The following is a 19430-nucleotide window of genomic DNA, read 5'->3' as shown; positions in this document are numbered from 1 at the left end:
CTCGCTAATCAGATAAAGTGCTTACGCAAACGCTGGGAAAGGAAATCCAGCAGGCTGACGGTGACGATGATTAACACCATCAGGGCGCAGGTTTGCTGGAACTGAAAGCCGCGAATCGCCTCCCATAAGGTCACGCCAATACCGCCCGCACCCACCATTCCGACCACCGTGGCCGAGCGAACGTTGGATTCAAAGCGATATAGCGAGTAGGAGATAAGCAGCGGCATGACCTGTGGCAGAACGCCGTACAGAATCTCTTCAATTTTGTTGGCCCCGGTGGCGCGAATGCCTTCTACTGGACCCGGCTCAATGGCTTCTACCGCTTCGGAAAGCAGCTTGGAGAGCACCCCGGTGGTGTGGATAAACAGCGCCATTACCCCGGCGAACGGACCTAAACCCACGGCGACCACGAACAGCATGGCGAAGACCATTTCATTGATGGCGCGGCAGGCGTCCATCAGGCGACGCATCGGCTGGTAAATCCACCACGGTACGAGGTTATCGGCGCACATCAGGCCAAAGGGAATCGACAGCACAACGGCGAGGGCGGTACCCCAGACGGCAATTTGCAGGGTGACGGCCATTTCACCGAGATAGTCCTGCCACTGACTGAAGTCTGGCGGAAAGAAGTCGGCGGCGAAGGTCGCCATATTGCCGGAATCCTGGATCAGCGTGAGCGGAGCCATTTCGGCACCTTTCCACGAGACCACCAGCACGGCGAGAAGAATGGCCCAGCTCAGCAGTGAGAACCAGCTACGTTTGGGCGGGGCGACGGTGATGGTTTGCATGTTTAGCTCCGTGCGTAGGTTATCGCCGGATGGCAGCGTTTACGCCTTATCCGGCCTACAGAACATCGTCTGCCCGGTAAGCGAAACGCCACCGGGCATCAGGTTTACTGCACCGCTTTAGTCACGCTGGTCATGGCGCCCAGGGCGGCGGTTAAACGGTCAAGATCGTCGAGCTGCGCTTTCAGCGCCGAGGTTTTGCTGGTTTTCTCTTCCTCGTTCAACCCTTTGTTGCCCTTCACGCCCTGCATCTCTTTAAACAGCGCCAGTTGGCGAATCGGTACCAGTTGCAGGTCGCTGGAGGCACGGAACGGTGCCCATCCCAGGCGTTCCAGTACGGTTTTCTGTTCCGGCGTTTTGCCGTAATTCATAAAGAAGTCGTACACCTTGTCCTTGGTGGTTTCGGAGAGGTTTTTGCGCCAGACGATCGGATCGCCCGGGATCAGCGGTGACTTCCAGATAACCTTCAGCTCTTTCAGTTTTTCCGGCGCGGAGGTTTTCAGCTTGTCGAGGTTTTCGGTGTTGTTGGTGGCGACATCGACCTGTTTGTTGGCGACGGCCAGCGCGTTGGTTTCGTGTCCGGCGTTAACGGTGCGTTTGAAGTCGCTGGCGGAGATGTTGTTTTTGGCGAAGACGTAGTAACCGGGGACGAGGAAGCCTGACGTTGAGTTGGGATCGCCGTTGCCGAATGTCAGATCCTTACGTTTGGCGATCAGATCGTTCAGGTTGTTGATCGGACTGTCTTTGTTAACGATCAACACGCTCCAGTATCCCGGGGAGCCGTCGGCAGCGACGGTTTGGGCAAACACTTGTCCGTTAGCGCGATCCACCGCTTCCATTGCCGAGAGGTTGCCGTACCAGGCGATATCAACTTTGTTAAAACGCATTCCCTGAATGATCCCGGCGTAGTCCGGGGCGAAGAAGGCGTTCACTTTCACGCCCAACGATTTTTCCATGTCCTTCAGGAACGGTTCCCACTGTGGCTTCAGGTTTTGCTGTGATTCGGTCGAAATAATGCCAAAGTTCAGCGCTTTTTCTTGCTCTTCGGCCTGCGCCGGGCTGAACAAGGTGCTGATGCTGAACATGCTGGTAAAGGCCAGCGCGGCAACGGTCTTATAGCTCATGTTGTTTCCTTAATTAGTCTTTGTTCCAGGCTATTTCACTTGCCAGCCTGGCTGCGCCAATAACGCCTGGTTTTTTAGAACTATGCAGCCTGCGCGTTCTGTTCGACGCGGTTCATGCTGCGGTAGAGATGGTCAAAACGATCGTTATCAAAATGCTGGCTGCTGCCATCAAAGAAGACGTTGCCCTGACGAAGCGCGACAATGCGTTCGCAGTAGCGCAGGGCGTAATCCACCTGATGCAGCGTGACGACCACGGTGATGCCGTCGGTCTGGTTAATGTCGCGTAGGGTGTCCATCACGATGCGTGCGGATTCCGGGTCCAGCGAGGCTATCGGCTCGTCGGCAAGGATCACTTTGGCTTGCTGCATCAGCGCGCGGGCAATCGCCACGCGCTGCTGTTGCCCGCCCGAAAGCGTGGAAACGCGCTGGTATGCAAAGTGCGCCATGCCAACGCGGGTCAGCGCCTGTAATGCACGCTGTTTCTGTTCCTGGCTAAACCAGCTAAAACAGGTGCGCCAAAACGGCGTGCTGCCGAGTGCGCCAATAAGGACGTTTTCCAGTACCGTCAGGCGGTTAACCAGATTGAACTGCTGGAAGATGTAGCCGGTGTGGGCGCGGCTTTTGCGGATATCGCGCGCCAGGCGGCCTTCATGTTGAACGGTGCGACCCAGCAGTTCGACGTGGCTACCCAGGGATTTATCACCGACGATCAAACCGCTTAAATGACGTAAAAGGGTGGATTTGCCGGAGCCAGACGGCCCAAGCAGAGCCACCATCTCACCGGAACAGATGTTCAGATCAACCGCATTGAGCGCCTGATGTTGATTGAAGGACTTGGAGAGTTTTTCGACGCGAATAATCTTTTGCATGATGCGGCCTCCCTTAAAAAGTGGCCCCATCGTGGCGGATCAATGTGACGTTTTCGTTAAGGGATGGTTACTTGGTGATGAAGAGTTGAGCGATTTTTGATGACAGTACGGGAGGGCTGGCCTCCCGTTGGATTACTCTGTAGGTTGCTGCTGTTTGACGACGTTGATCATCCACGGCACGCCATACCGATCGCTCACTTTACCGAAACCATGAGCCCAGAAGGTTTCCTGCCAGTCCATTTCGATTTTTCCGTTTGCTGCCAGGTTATCAAACCAGCGTTTGCCTTCGTCGACGTTTTGCGTGTCGAGTACCAGCGTAAAGCCAGAGTAGTGGGCATTTCCGTCGGGGGCGCTATCGCTCATCATGATGTCGCTGCCCGCAACGCGCAGGTTGGCGTGGGCAATAGCGGTATCGGGGAATTTCATGCCTGAAGGGCAACCCTCTTCGCTGTTCTGCGCCGGTTTGGGCATTTCACCGAAGTTGATTTTGTAGAGTAGCTCAGCGCCTAATGTTTTTTGGTAGTAGGCGATAGCATCAGCGCAGTTGCCTGCGAAGGAGATATAGGGACTTAACGGCATAATCTTTACCTCAGGTAAAAGAAACCAGTTAAGTGTAGTTATCGTCTGCAAAAATAAGCCAGGCGGGAAGTATGAGCTTCCCGCCTGGCAGATGAGCTGGCGTCGGCCTGATTGACGTAGCGCCATCAGGCAATTTGCATCAGTTCTTTTTCACAAACTCAGATTTCAGCTTCATTGGGCCAAAGCCATCGATTTTGCAATCGATGTTATGGTCGCCTTCAACCAGACGAATGTTCTTCACTTTGGTCCCGATCTTCAACATGGAAGAGCTACCTTTTACCTTCAGGTCTTTCACTACGGTAACGCTGTCGCCGTCAGCCAGCAGGTTGCCGTTGGCATCTTTAACGATCAGTTCGTCGCTGTCCTGAGCCGGTTCAGCATCGTTCCATTCGTGAGCGCATTCCGGGCAGATGAACATGCCGTTATCTTCGTAAGTGTATTCGGAGTTGCATTGTGGGCAGTGTGGTAATGACATGTGGATTTCCTCAAAAGTCAGCAGGGGCAAATGCGCCCAAAAATGGCAGATTGCCGAAAAAGGCCGCAATTATACATAAAATCCCTGCTTTTGTCGGGACTACTGCGCGATTATGCAAAATGATCTGCTGTAAAGACCCTTTGCTTTTACCTCAATGAAAGTATGGCAGAATATTTTTTAAGGGAAATTGCTACGCTTAGGTATTTAAGATAAGGTGAGGCGAAATATCTGATATTCATAGGTAACGTTGCTTACGGATGCCTAAGCCATTGTGATTGAATATCATTGACCCCCTTAATTTTAGTAGGGGGATTACGCGGGTATTTTTTAAAACTGAACTACGCTGTTTATCTTTCTTACTTATTACATAAGTGAGAGGCATCCGGCCAGCGGTTATACGCCAAATTTATTTTAATAATATCAGTTGGTTGTTTTGATTTTAATTATTTCTACACGTAATTATAAAAGCCAAAAAATCTATAAATAAAACGATTGGGCTAAATAAAAGTAATGCCATTTGCGTTAAGGAAGAATTTTCCATGCACACACAGACAATATATGAATTAAGTCAGGAAGCGGAACGCTTGCTGATGCTCTCGCTTGAACATCTCAGGCAATTGCAAAAATTGCCTATGACGTCGTTGGATGATGTCGCGCTAAAACAAGGAGAGCATAGCAGACAGGTGGTTCAGCCTCTGCATTTCAGCGCGCGTGGCATGGATGTCCAGCAGGCAACGCTCAATAATGAACTGCGTAAGATTACGCGTCTGGAAATGGTGCTGGCGATTGTCGGTACCATGAAAGCGGGAAAATCGACGACGATTAACGCGATTGTAGGGACCGAAGTTTTACCTAATCGTAATCGTCCCATGACGGCGCTACCAACGCTAATTCGCCATACGCCGGGGCAGAAAGAGCCGGTGTTGCATTTTTCACATGTCACGCCTATCGATGCCTTAATGAAGGTTTTACAGCAGCGCGTACGCGAGTGCGATCGCCAGCGTCTTACGCAGACCCTGGAAATTGATAAGGATATGAATGTCCTGCTGCAGCATATTGAAAACGGCGTGGCATTTGAGCGGTATTATCTTGGCGCACAGCCTATTTTCCATTGCCTTAAAAGTCTGAATGACCTGGTGCGTTTGTCAAAAGCGCTGGAAGTGGATTTTCCTTTTGCCGCCTATGCCGCGATTGAGCATATTCCGGTTATCGAGGTCGAATTTGTCCATTTGGCCGGTCAGGCGAGCTATCCTGGGCAATTAACCCTGCTGGATACGCCGGGGCCGAATGAGGCCGGGCAACCGCACTTACAAAAGATGCTGAATGAACAGCTGGCGCGGGCTTCTGCGGTACTGGTGGTGATGGATTACACCCAACTGAAATCGATTTCCGATGAAGAAGTGCGCCACGCTGTCATGGCGGTCGGCAAGTCAGTGCCGCTGTATGCGCTGGTGAACAAATTCGATCAGAAAGACCGCAACAGTGACGATGAAGAGCAGGTGCGGGCATTAATTTCCGGCACGCTGATGCAAGGCGGGATTGCCCCGGAGCGAATCTATCCGGTTTCTTCGATGTGGGGGTATCTGGCGAACAGGGCGCGTCATGAGCTGATGACTCGTGGGCGGCTGCCGGATCACCAGGTGCAACGTTGGGTACAGGATTTTGCCGAAGCGGCGCTTGGCCGACGCTGGTGCACCAACGATCTTGAGGATACGGAGCACATCCGCCATGCAGCCGATCTGTTGTGGGAGGATTCGCTGTTTGAGCAGCCGATCCAGAAAGTGATTCATGCCGCTTACGCCAATGCTTCGCTGTATGCGCTACGCTCAGCGTCGCATAAGTTATTGAACTATGCGCAAAGCGCGCACGAATATCTGGAGTTTCGCGCCCATGGGTTAACGGTTGCCTATGAAAAACTGCGGCTGAACATCACGCATATTGAAGAGGATATGCAGCAGTTAGAAGTGAGTCAGGGGCGGGTGAGTGATGAAGTCAGTCATGAGGTCGAGCTGGCGCTGGAGGCTGCCGCGGCCTATCTCAATGAGCAACAGACTGAGATTCTGTGCGGCATCAACACGTTCTTTATCAAAGAAAACGTCCTGATGATGTCACAACATGGCCAGGGGGCTGGCGTTTCCTCGGCAGAAATGGCCGGAGAAATGCTGGTGTTGCACGATGAAGGGCAGGCGAAAATCGTGCTGGATAAAATGCGCTCGTCCTGTGAAGTTGTCTTGCTGGCAGCGCAGGAAAGCATCAGTCGGGATTTAGCTCTGCGCTTTGAACAGCTTGAGTCGACGCTGTCCCGGGCGCTAAATGACGCCATGCGCCCCATTGAGCAGCGGGTGAAAGAGGAGCTGAACCACGCTGGTTTTCGTGCGCGGATCCGTTTTCCGGCGTTTCATGCGGCGATGTTTAACTTCAACACCCGCCAGTTGTTTAACGAGGCCATTGAGCAGGATATTCCGGCGGAAAATGCGCCGTCAACTGGCGGTGTGGTGCGTGATACCTTCTCTCGCTGGTTGAATCAGCCCAACTGGGGATGGAATGAGTACGTCGAAACAAAAACGCGTTATCTCATTGATATGGGTGCACTGCATAAGAACCTTGTGCACTATGTCACCCAGTTTTGCCAACAAATTCGTAAAGCTTTAGCTGCGCAGGTCGATATTTCCGTTACGGCAGGCATGGCCACGTTTTTTGCTGATTTTTCACTGTGTTTGACGCAATTACAGGCGAGCCTGCGTGAGAGTCTGACCCTGCGCCAGCAAAATGAATCTGCGGTGAATTCCTTGAACGAACAACTGCAGCATCGCATTACGACTGCGGCATGGCTTTATGAAGATTCCCGCTTGCTGCGCGACGATATCAATACCCTTTTTGCAACCGAGCACACATGACTAACGTGTTACTGGAAGGCCCCGGGCGGACGCTGGAGTGTGTCTACCCGAAGTTTATGGTCGATCTGGTTCAGGGAGATGAAACCAAACGTTCCGGCGGTTTTCTGCAACAGCAGCAGCGGCTGCGTGCGCGTCTGACGCAGGAGGTGCTATCCCAGACGCAACTGCGAGCATGGGTGTTGGCAGGCGTGTCCAGCGAGCATCTGGTGATGCGTCTAAAACTGGTGGAAAAACTGGCGGGCATGATCGATCCGGGCCATCTGGCGCTGGTACGGATCGCCGAAGGGTTGATGTTTTTACAACAAACCGAACACCCGCGTGGACTCTCCACGCCCGGTCTTCTGCAGCAGATAAATTCACTCGCTGACTGGTTTACCCAGCGCGGCGCTTATAAAGAGAAGGCGGTGACGCAACGCGGCCTGACGGTGCAAGCGGGCGAACATAGCGAGCAAATTTTTACCCGCTGGCGGGCTGGCGCGTATGACGGCTGGTCGTTACCTGGACGCTGTTTTGTGGCGTTAGAGGAGCTGCGCTGGGGAGCCTTTGGTGACGCCTGCCGGTTAGCAAATGCCGATGTGGTGTCAATGCTAAAAGACAACCTGCGAACGATGGCCGCTCAGGCGCTGGCAGACAGCGTGAATGCGGCCCCCGCCACGCGTCATTACTATCATCATTGGCTCAGTACGCCGGTTGTTGGCGGCTCGGGTGAGCACAACGATATGTTGAGCTGGCTCGGAGACTGGTGCGATGCGCAGCGTCATCCGGTGAGCTGGTCGGTGACGCAGCGTTGGCAAAATGTGGCGTTGGGCATGCCGAGATTGTGTTCGGCGAAGCGGCTGGTTGATGCGATGGTTGAGGAGATTTTTGCACCGTCCCCGCTCATCAATTGAGCAGGAACGGTGAGTGGGATAAAGGCAGGTTTAGTGGTGCAGGGAGTCTGCCGGGGTAGCCGCCGTCTCATTGACGACCGGGTTTTTATTAAAGCGTTTGGCATACAGCGCGGTGATAATCGGCACCAGAATCGCGGTGACTATCACGCTGGCGGCAACCAGCGCCGTAGCGGATGCGGCAACCGGTTCAAATGCCGGGTTAATCTGGGCGATAATCACCGGGTTTGCCACTGCAGCGCCTGCCGCAGAAGAGGCTGCTACGCCTGCCGTACCGTTCCCGCCACCAATAACGCGGTCAGCAATAATCAGCGGAATACCGGTGATGACGATAACCGCGACGCCCAGCAGGATGCCCAGCAGACCCGTATCAACGATGACACTCAGGTTAATCGTGTTGCCCAGCGCGAAGCCGAAGAACGGGATCAGCACCGGCGTGGCTTTGCTGAAGAAGGAACGCAGATCGTGATCCAGGTTACCCAACGCAAAACCAATCAGGAACGGTAATACCGCGCCGACAAAATGGTGTGGTTCGAAGGAAGCCAGACCCGCGGAGCCGAGGATCACCATGGTCATTAACGGACCGGATTCCAGAGACATCAACACAAATGCGCCAGACTCTTCTTTGGTTCCGTACTGGTTCATCAGGCTGGCGTACAAACCGCCGTTGGTCATGTCCATCGCTGAAACAATTGCCAGTACCGAAAGACCGGCAAAGAACCCGGTTTGAATACCGGTATCAGGAATAAATGAAGCAGCAATCATTGCCACTACCCATGCCACGGCTATTTTAGTTAATACCAGTGTGCCGGATTTGCGTAATACCGTGCCGGTTGCCCGTAAATCAATAGATGCACCGATACAAAAAAACCACACTGCCAGAATCGGCACCGTTCCGCTGATCATTCCTTTGGTAAACGAACCGAAATACGCGCCGGTATCCGGAGCTAACGTATTTAACACTGCGCCTAATAACAGAGGAATCAACATCATTCCGCCAGGGATGCGTTCAATCGTGGCTTTAATTTTCATAAGCGTCCTCATCTCTTGTCGCAGGTAATACACGCGCAAGGAAGTAAAAATTAATAAATTCAAGTAGTTACTGATTTTTCTTAACAAAGAAAACAGCTATCTCTTTGTTTTATAAAATCTAACGCGGCATACGTTGAGCGTGTTACTGCTCCCAGGGATATTGCGTCTGGAATTAGTTTGCATTCATGGGAACATTGATTCAATAAAAATAAAACGATGTTTTAGTTATCTTCATCACATATTCCGAGCAAAAGTTCCTGAGTGCTCTGATTATTAAAAAAGCTGTGATCTTTTTGTGAAGAGATTAGGTGGGTTTTTGCCTAGCAGAATAATAGTGACTGTTGTGATTGTTGGTGCAACAAAGCGATTTATTCTTGTATTTAATTGCCAGAAAATCGCAAGCATTACATGTAAAAAAGTTGACTAAGAATGACCTGATTTACGCATGTTGACGAAATGGAAATCTATATGTGAAGTTGATCACAAATTTAAACACTGTTAGGGTAAAGAGGTCATTAACCGCCCAATCAGGCGTCAACAGGTTCGGTTGTACTGCTCGTTTCTCGTCAGTGTAAGTAAACCTGCTACGCTTGTTACAGGGAATGCGTCTGTGCATTCCCCGCTCGGTGATGACCTTGACGCAGGGGCGTTGAGGGACTCGATCTGTAGCGTGACAGGGCTAAGTCTATGAGGACGAGTATGCTAAAAAGGAAAAAAATAAAACCAATTACGCTGCGCGACGTTACCATCATTGATGACGGTAAACTGCGAAAAGCCATTACCGCGGCGTCTTTAGGTAATGCGATGGAGTGGTTTGATTTTGGTGTTTATGGGTTTGTTGCTTACGCATTAGGTAAAGTGTTCTTCCCGGGGGCTGACCCCAGCGTACAGATGGTTGCTGCACTTGCCACCTTCTCTGTTCCCTTTCTGATTCGACCGCTTGGCGGATTGTTCTTCGGTATGCTTGGCGATAAATACGGTCGTCAGAAGATCCTCGCTATCACCATTGTGATTATGTCGATAAGTACCTTCTGTATCGGTCTCATTCCCTCGTATGCCTCGATTGGTATCTGGGCGCCGATTCTGCTGTTGCTGTGTAAAATGGCGCAGGGGTTCTCGGTCGGCGGAGAGTATACCGGGGCGTCGATTTTTGTCGCAGAGTACTCGCCAGACCGTAAGCGCGGATTTATGGGCAGCTGGCTGGACTTCGGCTCGATTGCCGGGTTTGTGCTGGGTGCGGGCGTGGTAGTCCTGATCTCAACTATCGTCGGCGAAGAAAACTTCCTTGAGTGGGGCTGGCGTATTCCGTTCTTCCTGGCGCTACCGTTAGGGCTTATTGGCCTGTACCTGCGTCATGCACTGGAAGAGACTCCGGCGTTCCAGCAGCACGTGGATAAACTGGAGCAGGGCGATCGTCAGGGACTGCAGGACGGTCCGAAGGTGTCGTTTAAAGAGATTGCGACCAGACACTGGCGCAGCCTGCTGGCATGTATTGGTCTGGTGATTGCCACCAACGTCACCTACTACATGCTGCTCACCTATATGCCGAGCTACCTGTCGCATAACCTGCATTACTCTGAAGACCACGGCGTGCTGATTATTATCGCCATCATGATTGGTATGCTGTTTGTGCAGCCGGTGATGGGTCTGCTCAGCGACCGCTTCGGACGCCGTCCGTTTGTGATTATGGGCAGTATTGCGCTGTTTGTGCTGGCTATTCCGGCATTTATTCTGATTAACAGTAACGTCATCGGCCTGATTTTCGCCGGGTTGCTGATGCTGGCGGTGATCCTCAACTGCTTTACCGGGGTGATGGCGTCAACGTTACCAGCGATGTTCCCGACGCATATTCGCTACAGTGCCTTGGCTGCAGCGTTTAATATCTCGGTATTGGTCGCCGGTCTGACACCGACGTTGGCCGCATGGCTGGTGGAAAGCTCTCAGAATCTGATGATGCCTGCTTATTATCTGATGGTGATTGCGGTGATAGGTTTAATTACCGGCGTGACCATGAAAGAGACGGCTAATCAGCCGCTGAAGGGGGCTACGCCTGCCGCTTCGGATATTCATGAAGCGAAAGAGCTCCTCGGCGAGCACTACGATAATATTGAGCATAAAATCGAAGATATCGATCAGGAAATTGCTGAGCTGCAGCTTAAGCGTACGCGCCTGGTGCAGCAGCATCCGCGGATTGATGAGTAATCATGTGATTTATCATATCCACTTAAGGTTGGCTTAATCTGCGTCAGGCAAACTCTCCTCCAGAGTATCGGAGGAGAGTGTCATGAAAAACCGCATTTATGAAAGTTTGACCACCGTGTGCAGCGTGCTGATCGTCAGCAGCTTTTTGTACGTTTGGGTGAGTTCTTACTGACCTTTCGCTAATTCCACCCAAGCGCGAGTGCCGGTGGTTCCCTGACGATTTTGCAAATAGAAATGCCCGTGATGTAATTGGGTGATACGACTGACAATGCTCAGCCCCAGCCCAATCCCGCCAAAACGGCTGTCCATACGCACAAACGCTTTACTCAGCTCCCCGCATTTACTCTCATCAATGCCAGGGCCTTCATCTTCGACGGCGATAACGGCATCATGCTCTGTATTTAGGCTAATCGTAATATGGGTGCCTTCCGGGCTGTAACGATGCGCGTTCTCCACCAGATTTCGCAGCAGCATTCGTAATAGCGTCGCATCGCCACGTACGACAACGTCCGCCGTGCTTTGCGGTAGGAGCAGCGTCTGCTGACGCTGGTCCAGCATGGTGCTGAGTTCATCGTAGGAGGGCAAAATCACGTCCTCCAGCAGTTTGACGTGCTGGTAGCTCCCGGCCGAGAACGACTGTCCAACGCGGGCGAGTTGCAGCAGTTGCGACACGCTGTCCATCATTTGGTCAAGGCGGGCAATTAACGGTGAAACGTCGACCTTATGGGTTTTGGACAGTAATTCCAGATGCAGGCGAACGCCTGACAGTGGGGTGCGCAGTTCGTGGGCGACATCGGCGGTAAATAAGCGTTCGTTTTCAATGGTGCTCGTCAGCCGCGTCACCAGCTCGTTGAGCGCTGAGACGACCGCCTGGATCTCAACGGTTGAACTGTGAACTTCAATCGGAGCAAGGTTATCGGCTGCCCGCGTTTCTAACTCTTTTTGCAGATCCGCCAGCGGGCGAGTAATACGTCGTACTGCCTGGTAGCAAATCAGCAGCGTCAGGCTGACCATAAAGATACCGGGGACGATCAGGCTGGCGATGGCCTCGCGGATTTCATGCAGGATGTGGCGATCGTTGTTACGATTTTCGCGTAACGCCTGCTCAAATAGCTGTATTTGTTCGGTGCTTTCGTGCCACAACCAGAAGGTGCTAATCAACTGGAAGACCAGCAGAATAAGACCGATGGTCAGCATCAGGCGATGACGCAGCGGGAGCGGTTTTTTTAGATATTGCAGTAGCTTCACTTAGCTTTCCTCAGTGGCAACCAGCATATAGCCAAATCCCCTGACTGTGCGGATACGTGATTTACCCACTTTGTCCCGCAGGTTGTGAATGTGCACTTCCAGCGTATTGGTCGACGGTTCGTTATCCCAGCTGTAGATGTCGTTATACAGGATTTCCCGGTGTACCGGGCTGCCCGCTTTAAGCATCAGGCGCGACAGGAGTGCGTATTCTTTCGGCGTTAAGATAACTTCTTGTCCATCCATCCACACCTGGCGACGACCGATATTCAGCGTCAGGTTACTGACAATGAGTTCACTTTCACCCTGATTGTTATGACGACGCAGCAGCGCCCGGATGCGGGCATGCAGTTCTTCCAGTGCGAACGGTTTGACCAGATAGTCATCGGCGCCAACGTCCAGCCCGCTGACCCGGTCTTTCACTGTATCGCGGGCGGTGAGGATAAGCACCGGCACGGTGTATTTTTTCTGTCTGATGCGGTTCAGGAAGTGCAGGCCGTCTTCATCCGGTAAGCCCAGGTCCAGAACCACCAGACTGTAATGGCCGGTCTCCAGACACTGCTCCGCGGCACGGGCCGTTGATACGCCGTCGCAGGCATAGCCTTCTGTTTGCGCGGCGAGTATCAGTCCCTGTAATAACAACGTATCGTCTTCAACAATCAGAATTTTCATTCGTTTAGCCTCCCCGGCAGGGTTGCAGAATATCATCTGCCGCCTGATATTTCTGTGTTTGCACGCCTGTTAATCCCAGCAGGGTTGAGAAGAGATTATCCTGTGAGAAGTCCTCTGAGCCTGCCCGTTTTTGCAAACATGTCTGAGAGACTTGATAGCGTTGCTGATAATCTTCTGAGAGCCACAGCAGCATCGGCACATGTTTTTGCGTTTCTGGCGCAATCGAATACGGCAGGCCGTGTAAATAGATGCCATTTTCCCCTAAGGATTCACCGTGATCGGAAAGGTAGACCAGGCTGGTGGTGAAATTATCCTGATGCTCTTTCAGTATATTGATTGCTTTATCAACAATATAGTCGACGTAAAGAATGGTGTTGTCATAGGTATTGACCAATTGTTGCTGTGAACAAGTCTGGATTTCGTTGGTGTCACAGGTTGGCGTAAATTTCTTGAACTGCGCAGGATAGCGGTTGTAATAGGTCGGACCGTGGCTGCCGATGGTGTGCAGCACAATCACGCCGTCGCCTTGCAGGTTATTAATGTACTCTTCCAGCCCGTGGAACAGCACGTCATCGTAGCATTCCCCGTCAATACACTGCCCTGGCAGGTTCAGCTTAGTCATATTCTGGTGCGGTACCCGGTCGCATGCCCCTTTGCAGCCGCCGTCGTTGTCGTTCCACAGAACGTTAATTCCCGCCCGCTGAATAATGTCGAGCACGCCTTCCTGATGCTGCGCCAGTTCTTCATCGTAGTGCGCGCGTGGCATACCCGAGAACATGCAGGGGACAGATACTGCCGTTGCCGTTCCGCAAGATGTGGTGCGGGGGAAATAGACCACATCATCTTTTTCCAGCAACGGGTTGGTCTGGCGCGAATAGCCTGACAGCGAGAAGTTATCGCCGCGTGAGGTCTCGCCGAGCACCACAATCGTCAGGTTCTTACGCTTTTCTTTCACCATCAACGGATTGCGATGGGCGTCTTCGCCAATGCGTACCAGCGGCAGGTGGGCCAGCCTCTGGTGTGAATACCAGGAAGAGGTCGCCACAATGCTGTTGGATGGGCTGAGGGATTTCACCAGTTCTTTATTGTTGCGAAACAGTGAGGCGTAATCTTTGTAGAAGAACGCGGCGACCAGCACGATCAGCAGCGCGGAGATCAGAATATTCGCGCCACGGAACAGTACGCTGCGCATGGCCGGGGCGATCGGTTTGATTCTTATCCAGCAGGCAATGAGCGCGGCGAGAATGCCGCTCACTCCGAGCGTGATGAGCATTTGCGGCGTCAGCAAAGCAAAGGTTTCGGCGGGTGTGGTGTCCATCATATTGGCGATCATCGAGCGGTCAATGATGATGCCGTAGGTCATGATGAAATATTGGGCCGATGCGCCAACCAGAATGAAAACGCAGGCCACCAGGCGATTAAGCCACAGGAATGAGGCCAGCGTCAGCACAATGTTCATGACGCTGAAAGCGACGACCGGCATCGACAAAAACACCAGCAGGTTGCGCACGGAATCCAGGGGCAGTTCTTGCAGCACTTGTTTATAGAACGCAATGTTCAGGAAAGTCGCAAGATAAAATGAGATCAGGAGAAGCCAGCTGATTAGCCCGAGAGTGGGTCTTTTAAACAGGTGCTTTAACATTAAGGGGGTTCCATCGACTAAGTGGTACAAATCCTCTCAAAGTAAAATTAAGCCAACCTTAAGTTCTTAATGTTGATTTCAGGAATCGCGGGGGGCTGCGTTGGCCCGATGAACTTACGCCATCGGGCAACGACGACTGTTTGTGTTAGTTATTGTTTACCGGAGCATCCAATGGATATGGGTTTTTATGGATCCGATTGTAGTTCAGTGCATACAGCGCGGTGATGATCATCAGTGTGACGAATGACCACATCACCTCTTTGGCACCGGAACCGACAACGGCCCAAATGCAGTAAACAAAAGCGATAAAGGTCACCAGTAAGTACATCGGACGCGCTTTACCAAAGTGACCATGGCCGAGCAGCAGCAGCGCGGCGCAGGTGTACAGATACGGCACCAGCGTGAAGATAACGGAGACTGAAGAGACCAGACCAAACTCTTTCGCAGCGTTTGGCGACATGCTGCTGAACTGGAAGATGGTCATCAGAACGCCGACGATAATTAACCCGGCTACCGGCGTACCGGCTTTGTTAACGCGGGCAAAAATCGGTGGGAACAGGCCGTCATCGGCTGCCGCTTTGGCGGTTTGCCCGGCAAGCAGCGTCCAGCCGCCCAGGGAACCAAGGCACCCGGCCGCGGCACAGAAGGAGACAATCGCCCCAGCGGTGTCTCCCAGCGCCATGCGTGCGGCATCACCGAACGGGGAGGCTGAAACACGCAGCGCCGCGTTAGGGATCATACCCATAATCGCCGTGGTGGAGAGCACATAGCAAACGGCGGCGATCAGCACGCCGCCCATGGTGGCGATAGGCACGTTACGTTTGGGATTTTTAACCACACCTGCCGCGACGGAGGCGCTTTCCACGCCGATAAATGACCACAAGGTTACGTTCAGAGTGCTTTGAATCGCACCGAAGGTGTTCATACCGCTGACGTTCCATGCCGCCATATAGGTTTCACCCCGGAACCAGAACCAGCCGAAGACGGCAATACCGACAATTGGCACCAGCGCCAGTACCGTTGCGACGGCCTGTACACGGGTGATCATTTTCGGTCCGACAATGTTCAGCAATACGAAGATCCACAGTACCACGACGCAGGTCAGCGTCAGGACCAGCGGATCTTTTAAGATGGGGAAGAAGTAGCTCAGGTAACCGACGCCAATAACCACCATGGCGATGTTACCAATCCAGCAAGCCAGCCAGTACAGGACGTTGGTCTGGTAGCCCAAAAAAGGACCGAAACAGCGGCGGGCATAAGCGTAAGAACCACCGGGACTGGAGTCTAAGGACGACATTTTCGCGTACACCATCGACAGCGCCAAAGCACCGATAATAGTGACCAACCATCCGTAGATTGCAATCCCGCCAGTTGACGCAAGGTTTGCGGGTAGCAGGAATACACCGGAACCCATAATATTCCCCGACACCATAAGGGTGACGGGGATTAAGCCCACTTTGTGAGCATCAGCATCCGTCGACATATTTAGTAACTCCTGATAAGGATAAATGACGTCTTATCATACCTCTTCAGAAGACTATTTTATGATGGCGGACTGGGGGTATCGCTAATGCTGATATTATTGTGGCTTATCGCTAACTGATTAAAAATCAGGCAGCGGATGGCTCCCTATGTTGACTGACATAATGCAGAGGCGTCATCCCATAGAACTCTTTGAATACGGAAATAAAGTACGAGGTACTGTTATATCCGCACAGTTGAGAGACCTGGGAAATGTTTTTGCCATCCATCAATAATTGATTGACGGCATAACGCATGCGACACGTGGTAATTATTTGGCTGTAACTTGTATTTTCACTTTTGAGCTTTTTCTTTAACAAACTGGGGCTCAGGCATAAGCAACTGGCAACCATGCTTAAATTCCAGTCTTTATGTATATCGCTCTCAATAATGTGATAAACGCTGTCGCTGATACGACTGCGTAGTATATGCATGAGCAGAGAAATAAACTTTTTGCTGCCGAGAAAGCGTGATAACACCGTGAACAGTAGCGAGCGCGTGCGCACACTTTCACCTTCGTCCATTGTGTCCATTACGCTATATTGGGCAGCCACCCGGAAGACATCCGGCGTCAGACAGACGGCGGTCATCACTGGGTTGGCACTGCGTTGCCAGAGTGGGATCTGTGAAAGGTCTTTATTTAAAAAACGTAGATAGTCTTTAATGATATCACGGCTGATATGTACGACCAGTGCGTTATTAAGTGATGAGAAATCGATAATATTATTATCGCATGCTACCAGCGCCATATGATTAGCTTTTAAGCTGATGGCTTCTTTACCGTTAATCCTTAACCAAACATCCTTCTCCGTTAATACAACAACACAAGCTGCTCTGCTGCAAACCCTCATACCCAAACTCCAGGAATATGAACATAAAACACCGTAGCTCACCATCAGATGAACCATATCGGCTAAATTGAAATTGTATGATGAATCCAGGACCGCATTAAAATAACGTGTCTGAAATTAATTACAATGTTTGGTGGGAATTTTCTTATGTATACTTTTTTTTACGCAAGTGGAAACGTGATATTTGCGTATAAAAAAAGCGCGGGGTGGTCCCGCGCAAAAAGGTATGACAATGTTATTGTTTTGCAGCAATACTCAGGAATTACTCAAGCATGACATGTCTACCTTAAAAATCGGACTATCTATAAAGTGACATTATGCTTTCACGCACATGACGTGATATACACCGTCAATAATTTCCGTTCCTTCGGTTTCATGTTCAAATCCAGGGAAGTGGTGGTCCCAGGACTGCAACGAACGTAGATAACTAATCTGCGGGCTATTGGCGTCGCCAAAGTTCTCCCCGGACAGCAGCATTGGAATTCCCGGTGGGTAAGGAATCACGGAATTCGCAGCTATACGACCCGGCAGATTTTCAATGGCCACCATCTCAACGTTATCGCTGACTATCGCGTTATAGGCTTCACGCGGGGTGATTTCAGCAACAGGCAGGCCGGAGTAGGCCGCGTTGAGTCGGCTGCCAGGGTTGTTCTCTTTCAGCCAGGCAAACATGGTGTCGCCCAGATCGTGAATGCCCATGTTGGCGTAAGTGTCAGGATGTTCCTCAACCAGTTCTGGCATCACCTGCGCCAGCGGTGTATTGGCATCGTAATGGTGTTTGAATGAGCACAGGGTATTGATCAGCGTGCCCCATTTCCCACGGGTAATCCCCATTGAGAACAGGAACATAATCTGGAAATCGGTGGTACGGGTCGGCACGATACCGTGGCGGCCAAGCCAGGCGGTGACCAGCGCTGCCGGTACGCCGCTCTCTTCCAGTTCGCCATCATCGCCCATCCCCGGCGCCAGAATACTGACTTTGATTGGGTCCAGCATGCTCCAGTTATCCGGCAGGTCTTTAAACCCGTGCCAGGATTCACCCGGACGCATCACCCAGCAGTTCTGGTCAGTGGTCAGGAGTTGAGTTGGCGCATCGGCAAAGTCATAGGTTTTGCCGGTTTGCGGGTCAGTCACCACTTCTTTGTTCCACGGTTTGAAGAACCAGTCGCCTTCGGCGGAAAATTCTTTGTACAAACGCGCCATAGCCTGACGGAAATCGACCGCTTCGTCGATCACTTCCTGGGTGAGCGACAGACCGCTGTTGCCGTCCATCATGGAGACCGCCACGTCGTTTGATGCGCAGATGGCATACAGCGGAGAGGTGGTGGCGTGCATCATGTACGCCTGGTTAAAGCGGGAGAAGTTCACGGCCCCACGACCTTCACGGACGTGAATGTAAGACGCCTGAGAGAGCGCGTTCAGCAGTTTGTGGGTCGAGTGGGTCGCAAAAACGGTAGGACCGTTATGATCGCCCGGCGCGCCACGCATAGCGTAGTGATCGGCATAAATTGGGTTAAAGCGAGCATAGCCGTACCAGGCCTCATCGAAGTGGATGCGATCGCTGGTTTGCGCGAGCAGGTCCTGGGCCTCTTTGGCGTTGTAGCAAACACCGTCATAAGTACAGTTGGTCACAACGCTGTAAGACGGTTTTTGCCCGGCCTTGCCTTTGGTCAGCGGGCTTTCGCTGATTTTTTTCTGCAATGTTTCAGGTTGCATTTCTTGCGGGTAGATAGGGCCGATAATGCCGTACCGGTTGCGACTTGGCACCATGTACACCGGTTTTGCGCCGGTGAGGATCAACCCCTGCTCGATAGATTTGTGGCAGTTACGATCCAGCACCACGACGTCGTTGTCGGTCATACAAGCCTGCATGATGGTGCGGTTAGAGCCGGAAGTCCCGACCACTACGGACCAGGAGCGGTCAGCGCCAAACACGCGGGCGGCATATTTTTCGCTCTCGCCAAATGCGCCGGTATGATCCAGCAGTGAGCCGAGCGATGCGCGTTCAATACCCATGTCGCTACGGAATAAGTTTTCACCGTAGTAATCATGGTAAAAACGACCCGCCGGCGTTTTAGTAAATCCGACACCGCCCTGGTGACCAGGCGCCGCCCAGGAGTATTCATGGATGTCGCCGTATTTCATCAGCGCGCTGAACAGTGGCGGCAGAAGCTGCTGGCGGTAACGGGTCATCGCCGCAACGGCACGTCCGGCGATAAAGTCTGCGGTATCTTCCATAATCCAGGCGAATTCATCGACAAGCTCCAGCAGGTCGCGATCCAGCGATGCGGTGGCTTTTTCGCGATCGCCCAGCAGGAAAACGGGAACGTTTTGCTGGCGCTCGTGGAGCTTGCCGATCAATTGCCTGACGTTCAGGTGCTCGTCTTGTTGTTCCATTTGATAGCTAAACATCAGGCAATCAATGGCTTCATTAGCGGCGAGGATTGCGTAACCATCGTCGAATGAGGTGGACTTAATGACGGTAACATTTTGGCGGCTTAATGCGTCAGCCAGACGTTCGACAGCGCTACCGACCCAGGTGTCCTGATGCAGAAACTCACTTTCAACAATTAATACTTTCATCATCTTTTACCCGGTTGTGGAAAGGTTGCAATTTATGGATTGCAGACACACCGTATGAATGTGACG

16 protein-coding genes are annotated in these 19430 nt (G+C 52.0%); 4 read left to right on the top strand and 12 right to left on the bottom strand.

Features of this window, described 5'->3' with window-relative positions:
- Nucleotides 1-8: 8 nt before the first annotated feature.
- The 5 genes from phnE to HVZ39_RS22855 all read right to left on the bottom strand — a co-directional run bounded on the left by phnE (nucleotide 9) and on the right by HVZ39_RS22855 (nucleotide 3832).
- On the bottom strand, nucleotides 9-788 hold the full coding sequence (gene phnE, locus HVZ39_RS22875; RefSeq protein WP_016155398.1) for a phosphonate ABC transporter, permease protein PhnE: 780 nt from the start codon (nucleotides 786-788) through the stop codon (nucleotides 9-11).
- A 104-nt stretch (nucleotides 789-892) separates the two neighbouring features.
- Entirely contained in the window at nucleotides 893-1909 is a 1017-nt protein-coding gene (gene phnD, locus HVZ39_RS22870) for a phosphonate ABC transporter substrate-binding protein (protein ID WP_016155399.1), read from the bottom strand.
- 80 nt (nucleotides 1910-1989) lie between these two features.
- Complete coding sequence (gene phnC / locus HVZ39_RS22865; protein ID WP_181633009.1) at nucleotides 1990-2778, bottom strand: phosphonate ABC transporter ATP-binding protein; 789 nt, start codon at nucleotides 2776-2778, stop codon at nucleotides 1990-1992.
- Nucleotides 2779-2910: 132 nt separating this feature from the next.
- Entirely contained in the window at nucleotides 2911-3357 is a 447-nt protein-coding gene (gene yjdN / locus HVZ39_RS22860; protein WP_016155401.1) for a VOC family metalloprotein YjdN, read from the bottom strand.
- A gap of 139 nt (nucleotides 3358-3496) precedes the next feature.
- A complete protein-coding gene (locus HVZ39_RS22855; protein ID WP_003031835.1) occupies nucleotides 3497-3832 on the bottom strand; it encodes a zinc ribbon domain-containing protein YjdM in 336 nt (111 codons plus the stop codon).
- A gap of 539 nt (nucleotides 3833-4371) precedes the next feature.
- Here HVZ39_RS22855 and crfC point away from each other — a divergent pair.
- Nucleotides 4372-6729, top strand: a complete 2358-nt coding sequence (gene crfC, locus HVZ39_RS22850) for a clamp-binding protein CrfC (protein ID WP_181633008.1) — start codon at nucleotides 4372-4374, stop codon at nucleotides 6727-6729.
- Entirely contained in the window at nucleotides 6726-7619 is an 894-nt protein-coding gene (locus HVZ39_RS22845; protein WP_016155403.1) for a diguanylate cyclase regulator RdcB family protein, read from the top strand. The genes crfC and HVZ39_RS22845 overlap by 4 nt, the downstream gene beginning before the upstream one ends.
- 30 nt (nucleotides 7620-7649) lie before the next feature.
- Here HVZ39_RS22845 and kdgT read toward each other — a convergent pair whose 3' ends face one another.
- Nucleotides 7650-8648 carry a 2-keto-3-deoxygluconate transporter gene (gene kdgT / locus HVZ39_RS22840; RefSeq protein ID WP_016155482.1) on the bottom strand — a complete coding sequence of 333 codons (999 nt, stop codon included), beginning with the start codon at nucleotides 8646-8648 and terminating at the stop codon, nucleotides 7650-7652.
- A 699-nt stretch (nucleotides 8649-9347) separates the two neighbouring features.
- Between kdgT and proP the strand changes: the two genes are divergently transcribed.
- Both proP and pmrR read left to right on the top strand, forming a co-directional pair.
- Nucleotides 9348-10850 carry a glycine betaine/L-proline transporter ProP gene (proP, locus tag HVZ39_RS22835; protein WP_016155405.1) on the top strand — a complete coding sequence of 501 codons (1503 nt, stop codon included), beginning with the start codon at nucleotides 9348-9350 and terminating at the stop codon, nucleotides 10848-10850.
- 82 nt (nucleotides 10851-10932) lie between these two features.
- Nucleotides 10933-11022, top strand: coding sequence for an LpxT activity modulator PmrR (gene pmrR / locus HVZ39_RS22830; RefSeq protein ID WP_016155406.1), 90 nt, complete (start codon nucleotides 10933-10935; stop codon nucleotides 11020-11022).
- On the opposite strand, the gene pmrB is transcribed toward pmrR, so the two are convergent.
- From pmrB to adiA, 6 genes are all read right to left on the bottom strand, one after another.
- Nucleotides 11016-12098 carry a two-component system sensor histidine kinase PmrB gene (pmrB, locus tag HVZ39_RS22825; protein WP_016155407.1) on the bottom strand — a complete coding sequence of 361 codons (1083 nt, stop codon included), beginning with the start codon at nucleotides 12096-12098 and terminating at the stop codon, nucleotides 11016-11018. The genes pmrR and pmrB overlap by 7 nt on opposite strands.
- Nucleotides 12099-12767 carry a two-component system response regulator PmrA gene (pmrA, locus tag HVZ39_RS22820; protein ID WP_016155408.1) on the bottom strand — a complete coding sequence of 223 codons (669 nt, stop codon included), beginning with the start codon at nucleotides 12765-12767 and terminating at the stop codon, nucleotides 12099-12101.
- A 4-nt stretch (nucleotides 12768-12771) separates the two neighbouring features.
- A complete protein-coding gene (eptA, locus tag HVZ39_RS22815) occupies nucleotides 12772-14409 on the bottom strand; it encodes a phosphoethanolamine transferase EptA (RefSeq protein ID WP_181633007.1) in 1638 nt (545 codons plus the stop codon).
- 145 nt (nucleotides 14410-14554) lie between these two features.
- A complete protein-coding gene (adiC, locus tag HVZ39_RS22810; RefSeq protein ID WP_016155410.1) occupies nucleotides 14555-15892 on the bottom strand; it encodes an arginine/agmatine antiporter in 1338 nt (445 codons plus the stop codon).
- A 127-nt stretch (nucleotides 15893-16019) separates the two neighbouring features.
- Nucleotides 16020-16781, bottom strand: a complete 762-nt coding sequence (locus HVZ39_RS22805) for an AraC family transcriptional regulator (protein ID WP_016155411.1) — start codon at nucleotides 16779-16781, stop codon at nucleotides 16020-16022.
- A gap of 315 nt (nucleotides 16782-17096) precedes the next feature.
- Nucleotides 17097-19364, bottom strand: a complete 2268-nt coding sequence (gene adiA / locus HVZ39_RS22800; protein WP_016155412.1) for an arginine decarboxylase — start codon at nucleotides 19362-19364, stop codon at nucleotides 17097-17099.
- Between the last annotated feature and the right edge of the window lie 66 nt (nucleotides 19365-19430).

Origin of the sequence: Citrobacter sp. RHB35-C21 (assembly GCF_013816515.1) — a bacterium.
Taxonomy (GTDB): Bacteria; Pseudomonadota; Gammaproteobacteria; order Enterobacterales; family Enterobacteriaceae; genus Citrobacter; species Citrobacter braakii.
This window is presented reverse-complemented; position numbering and strand designations above follow the sequence as displayed.

What these genes read in the sequence shown, in the direction of transcription:
- phnE (WP_016155398.1), bottom strand. Translation starts at nt 788, where the DNA reads ATGCAAACCATCACCGTCGCCCCGCCCAAACGTAGCTGGTTCTCACTG.
- phnD (WP_016155399.1), bottom strand. Translation starts at nt 1,909, where the DNA reads ATGAGCTATAAGACCGTTGCCGCGCTGGCCTTTACCAGCATGTTCAGC.
- phnC (WP_181633009.1), bottom strand. Translation starts at nt 2,778, where the DNA reads ATGCAAAAGATTATTCGCGTCGAAAAACTCTCCAAGTCCTTCAATCAA.
- yjdN (WP_016155401.1), bottom strand. Translation starts at nt 3,357, where the DNA reads ATGCCGTTAAGTCCCTATATCTCCTTCGCAGGCAACTGCGCTGATGCT.
- HVZ39_RS22855 (WP_003031835.1), bottom strand. Translation starts at nt 3,832, where the DNA reads ATGTCATTACCACACTGCCCACAATGCAACTCCGAATACACTTACGAA.
- crfC (WP_181633008.1), top strand. Translation starts at nt 4,372, where the DNA reads ATGCACACACAGACAATATATGAATTAAGTCAGGAAGCGGAACGCTTG.
- HVZ39_RS22845 (WP_016155403.1), top strand. Translation starts at nt 6,726, where the DNA reads ATGACTAACGTGTTACTGGAAGGCCCCGGGCGGACGCTGGAGTGTGTC.
- kdgT (WP_016155482.1), bottom strand. Translation starts at nt 8,648, where the DNA reads ATGAAAATTAAAGCCACGATTGAACGCATCCCTGGCGGAATGATGTTG.
- proP (WP_016155405.1), top strand. Translation starts at nt 9,348, where the DNA reads ATGCTAAAAAGGAAAAAAATAAAACCAATTACGCTGCGCGACGTTACC.
- pmrR (WP_016155406.1), top strand. Translation starts at nt 10,933, where the DNA reads ATGAAAAACCGCATTTATGAAAGTTTGACCACCGTGTGCAGCGTGCTG.
- pmrA (WP_016155408.1), bottom strand. Translation starts at nt 12,767, where the DNA reads ATGAAAATTCTGATTGTTGAAGACGATACGTTGTTATTACAGGGACTG.
- eptA (WP_181633007.1), bottom strand. Translation starts at nt 14,409, where the DNA reads ATGTTAAAGCACCTGTTTAAAAGACCCACTCTCGGGCTAATCAGCTGG.
- adiC (WP_016155410.1), bottom strand. Translation starts at nt 15,892, where the DNA reads ATGTCGACGGATGCTGATGCTCACAAAGTGGGCTTAATCCCCGTCACC.
- HVZ39_RS22805 (WP_016155411.1), bottom strand. Translation starts at nt 16,781, where the DNA reads ATGAGGGTTTGCAGCAGAGCAGCTTGTGTTGTTGTATTAACGGAGAAG.
- adiA (WP_016155412.1), bottom strand. Translation starts at nt 19,364, where the DNA reads ATGAAAGTATTAATTGTTGAAAGTGAGTTTCTGCATCAGGACACCTGG.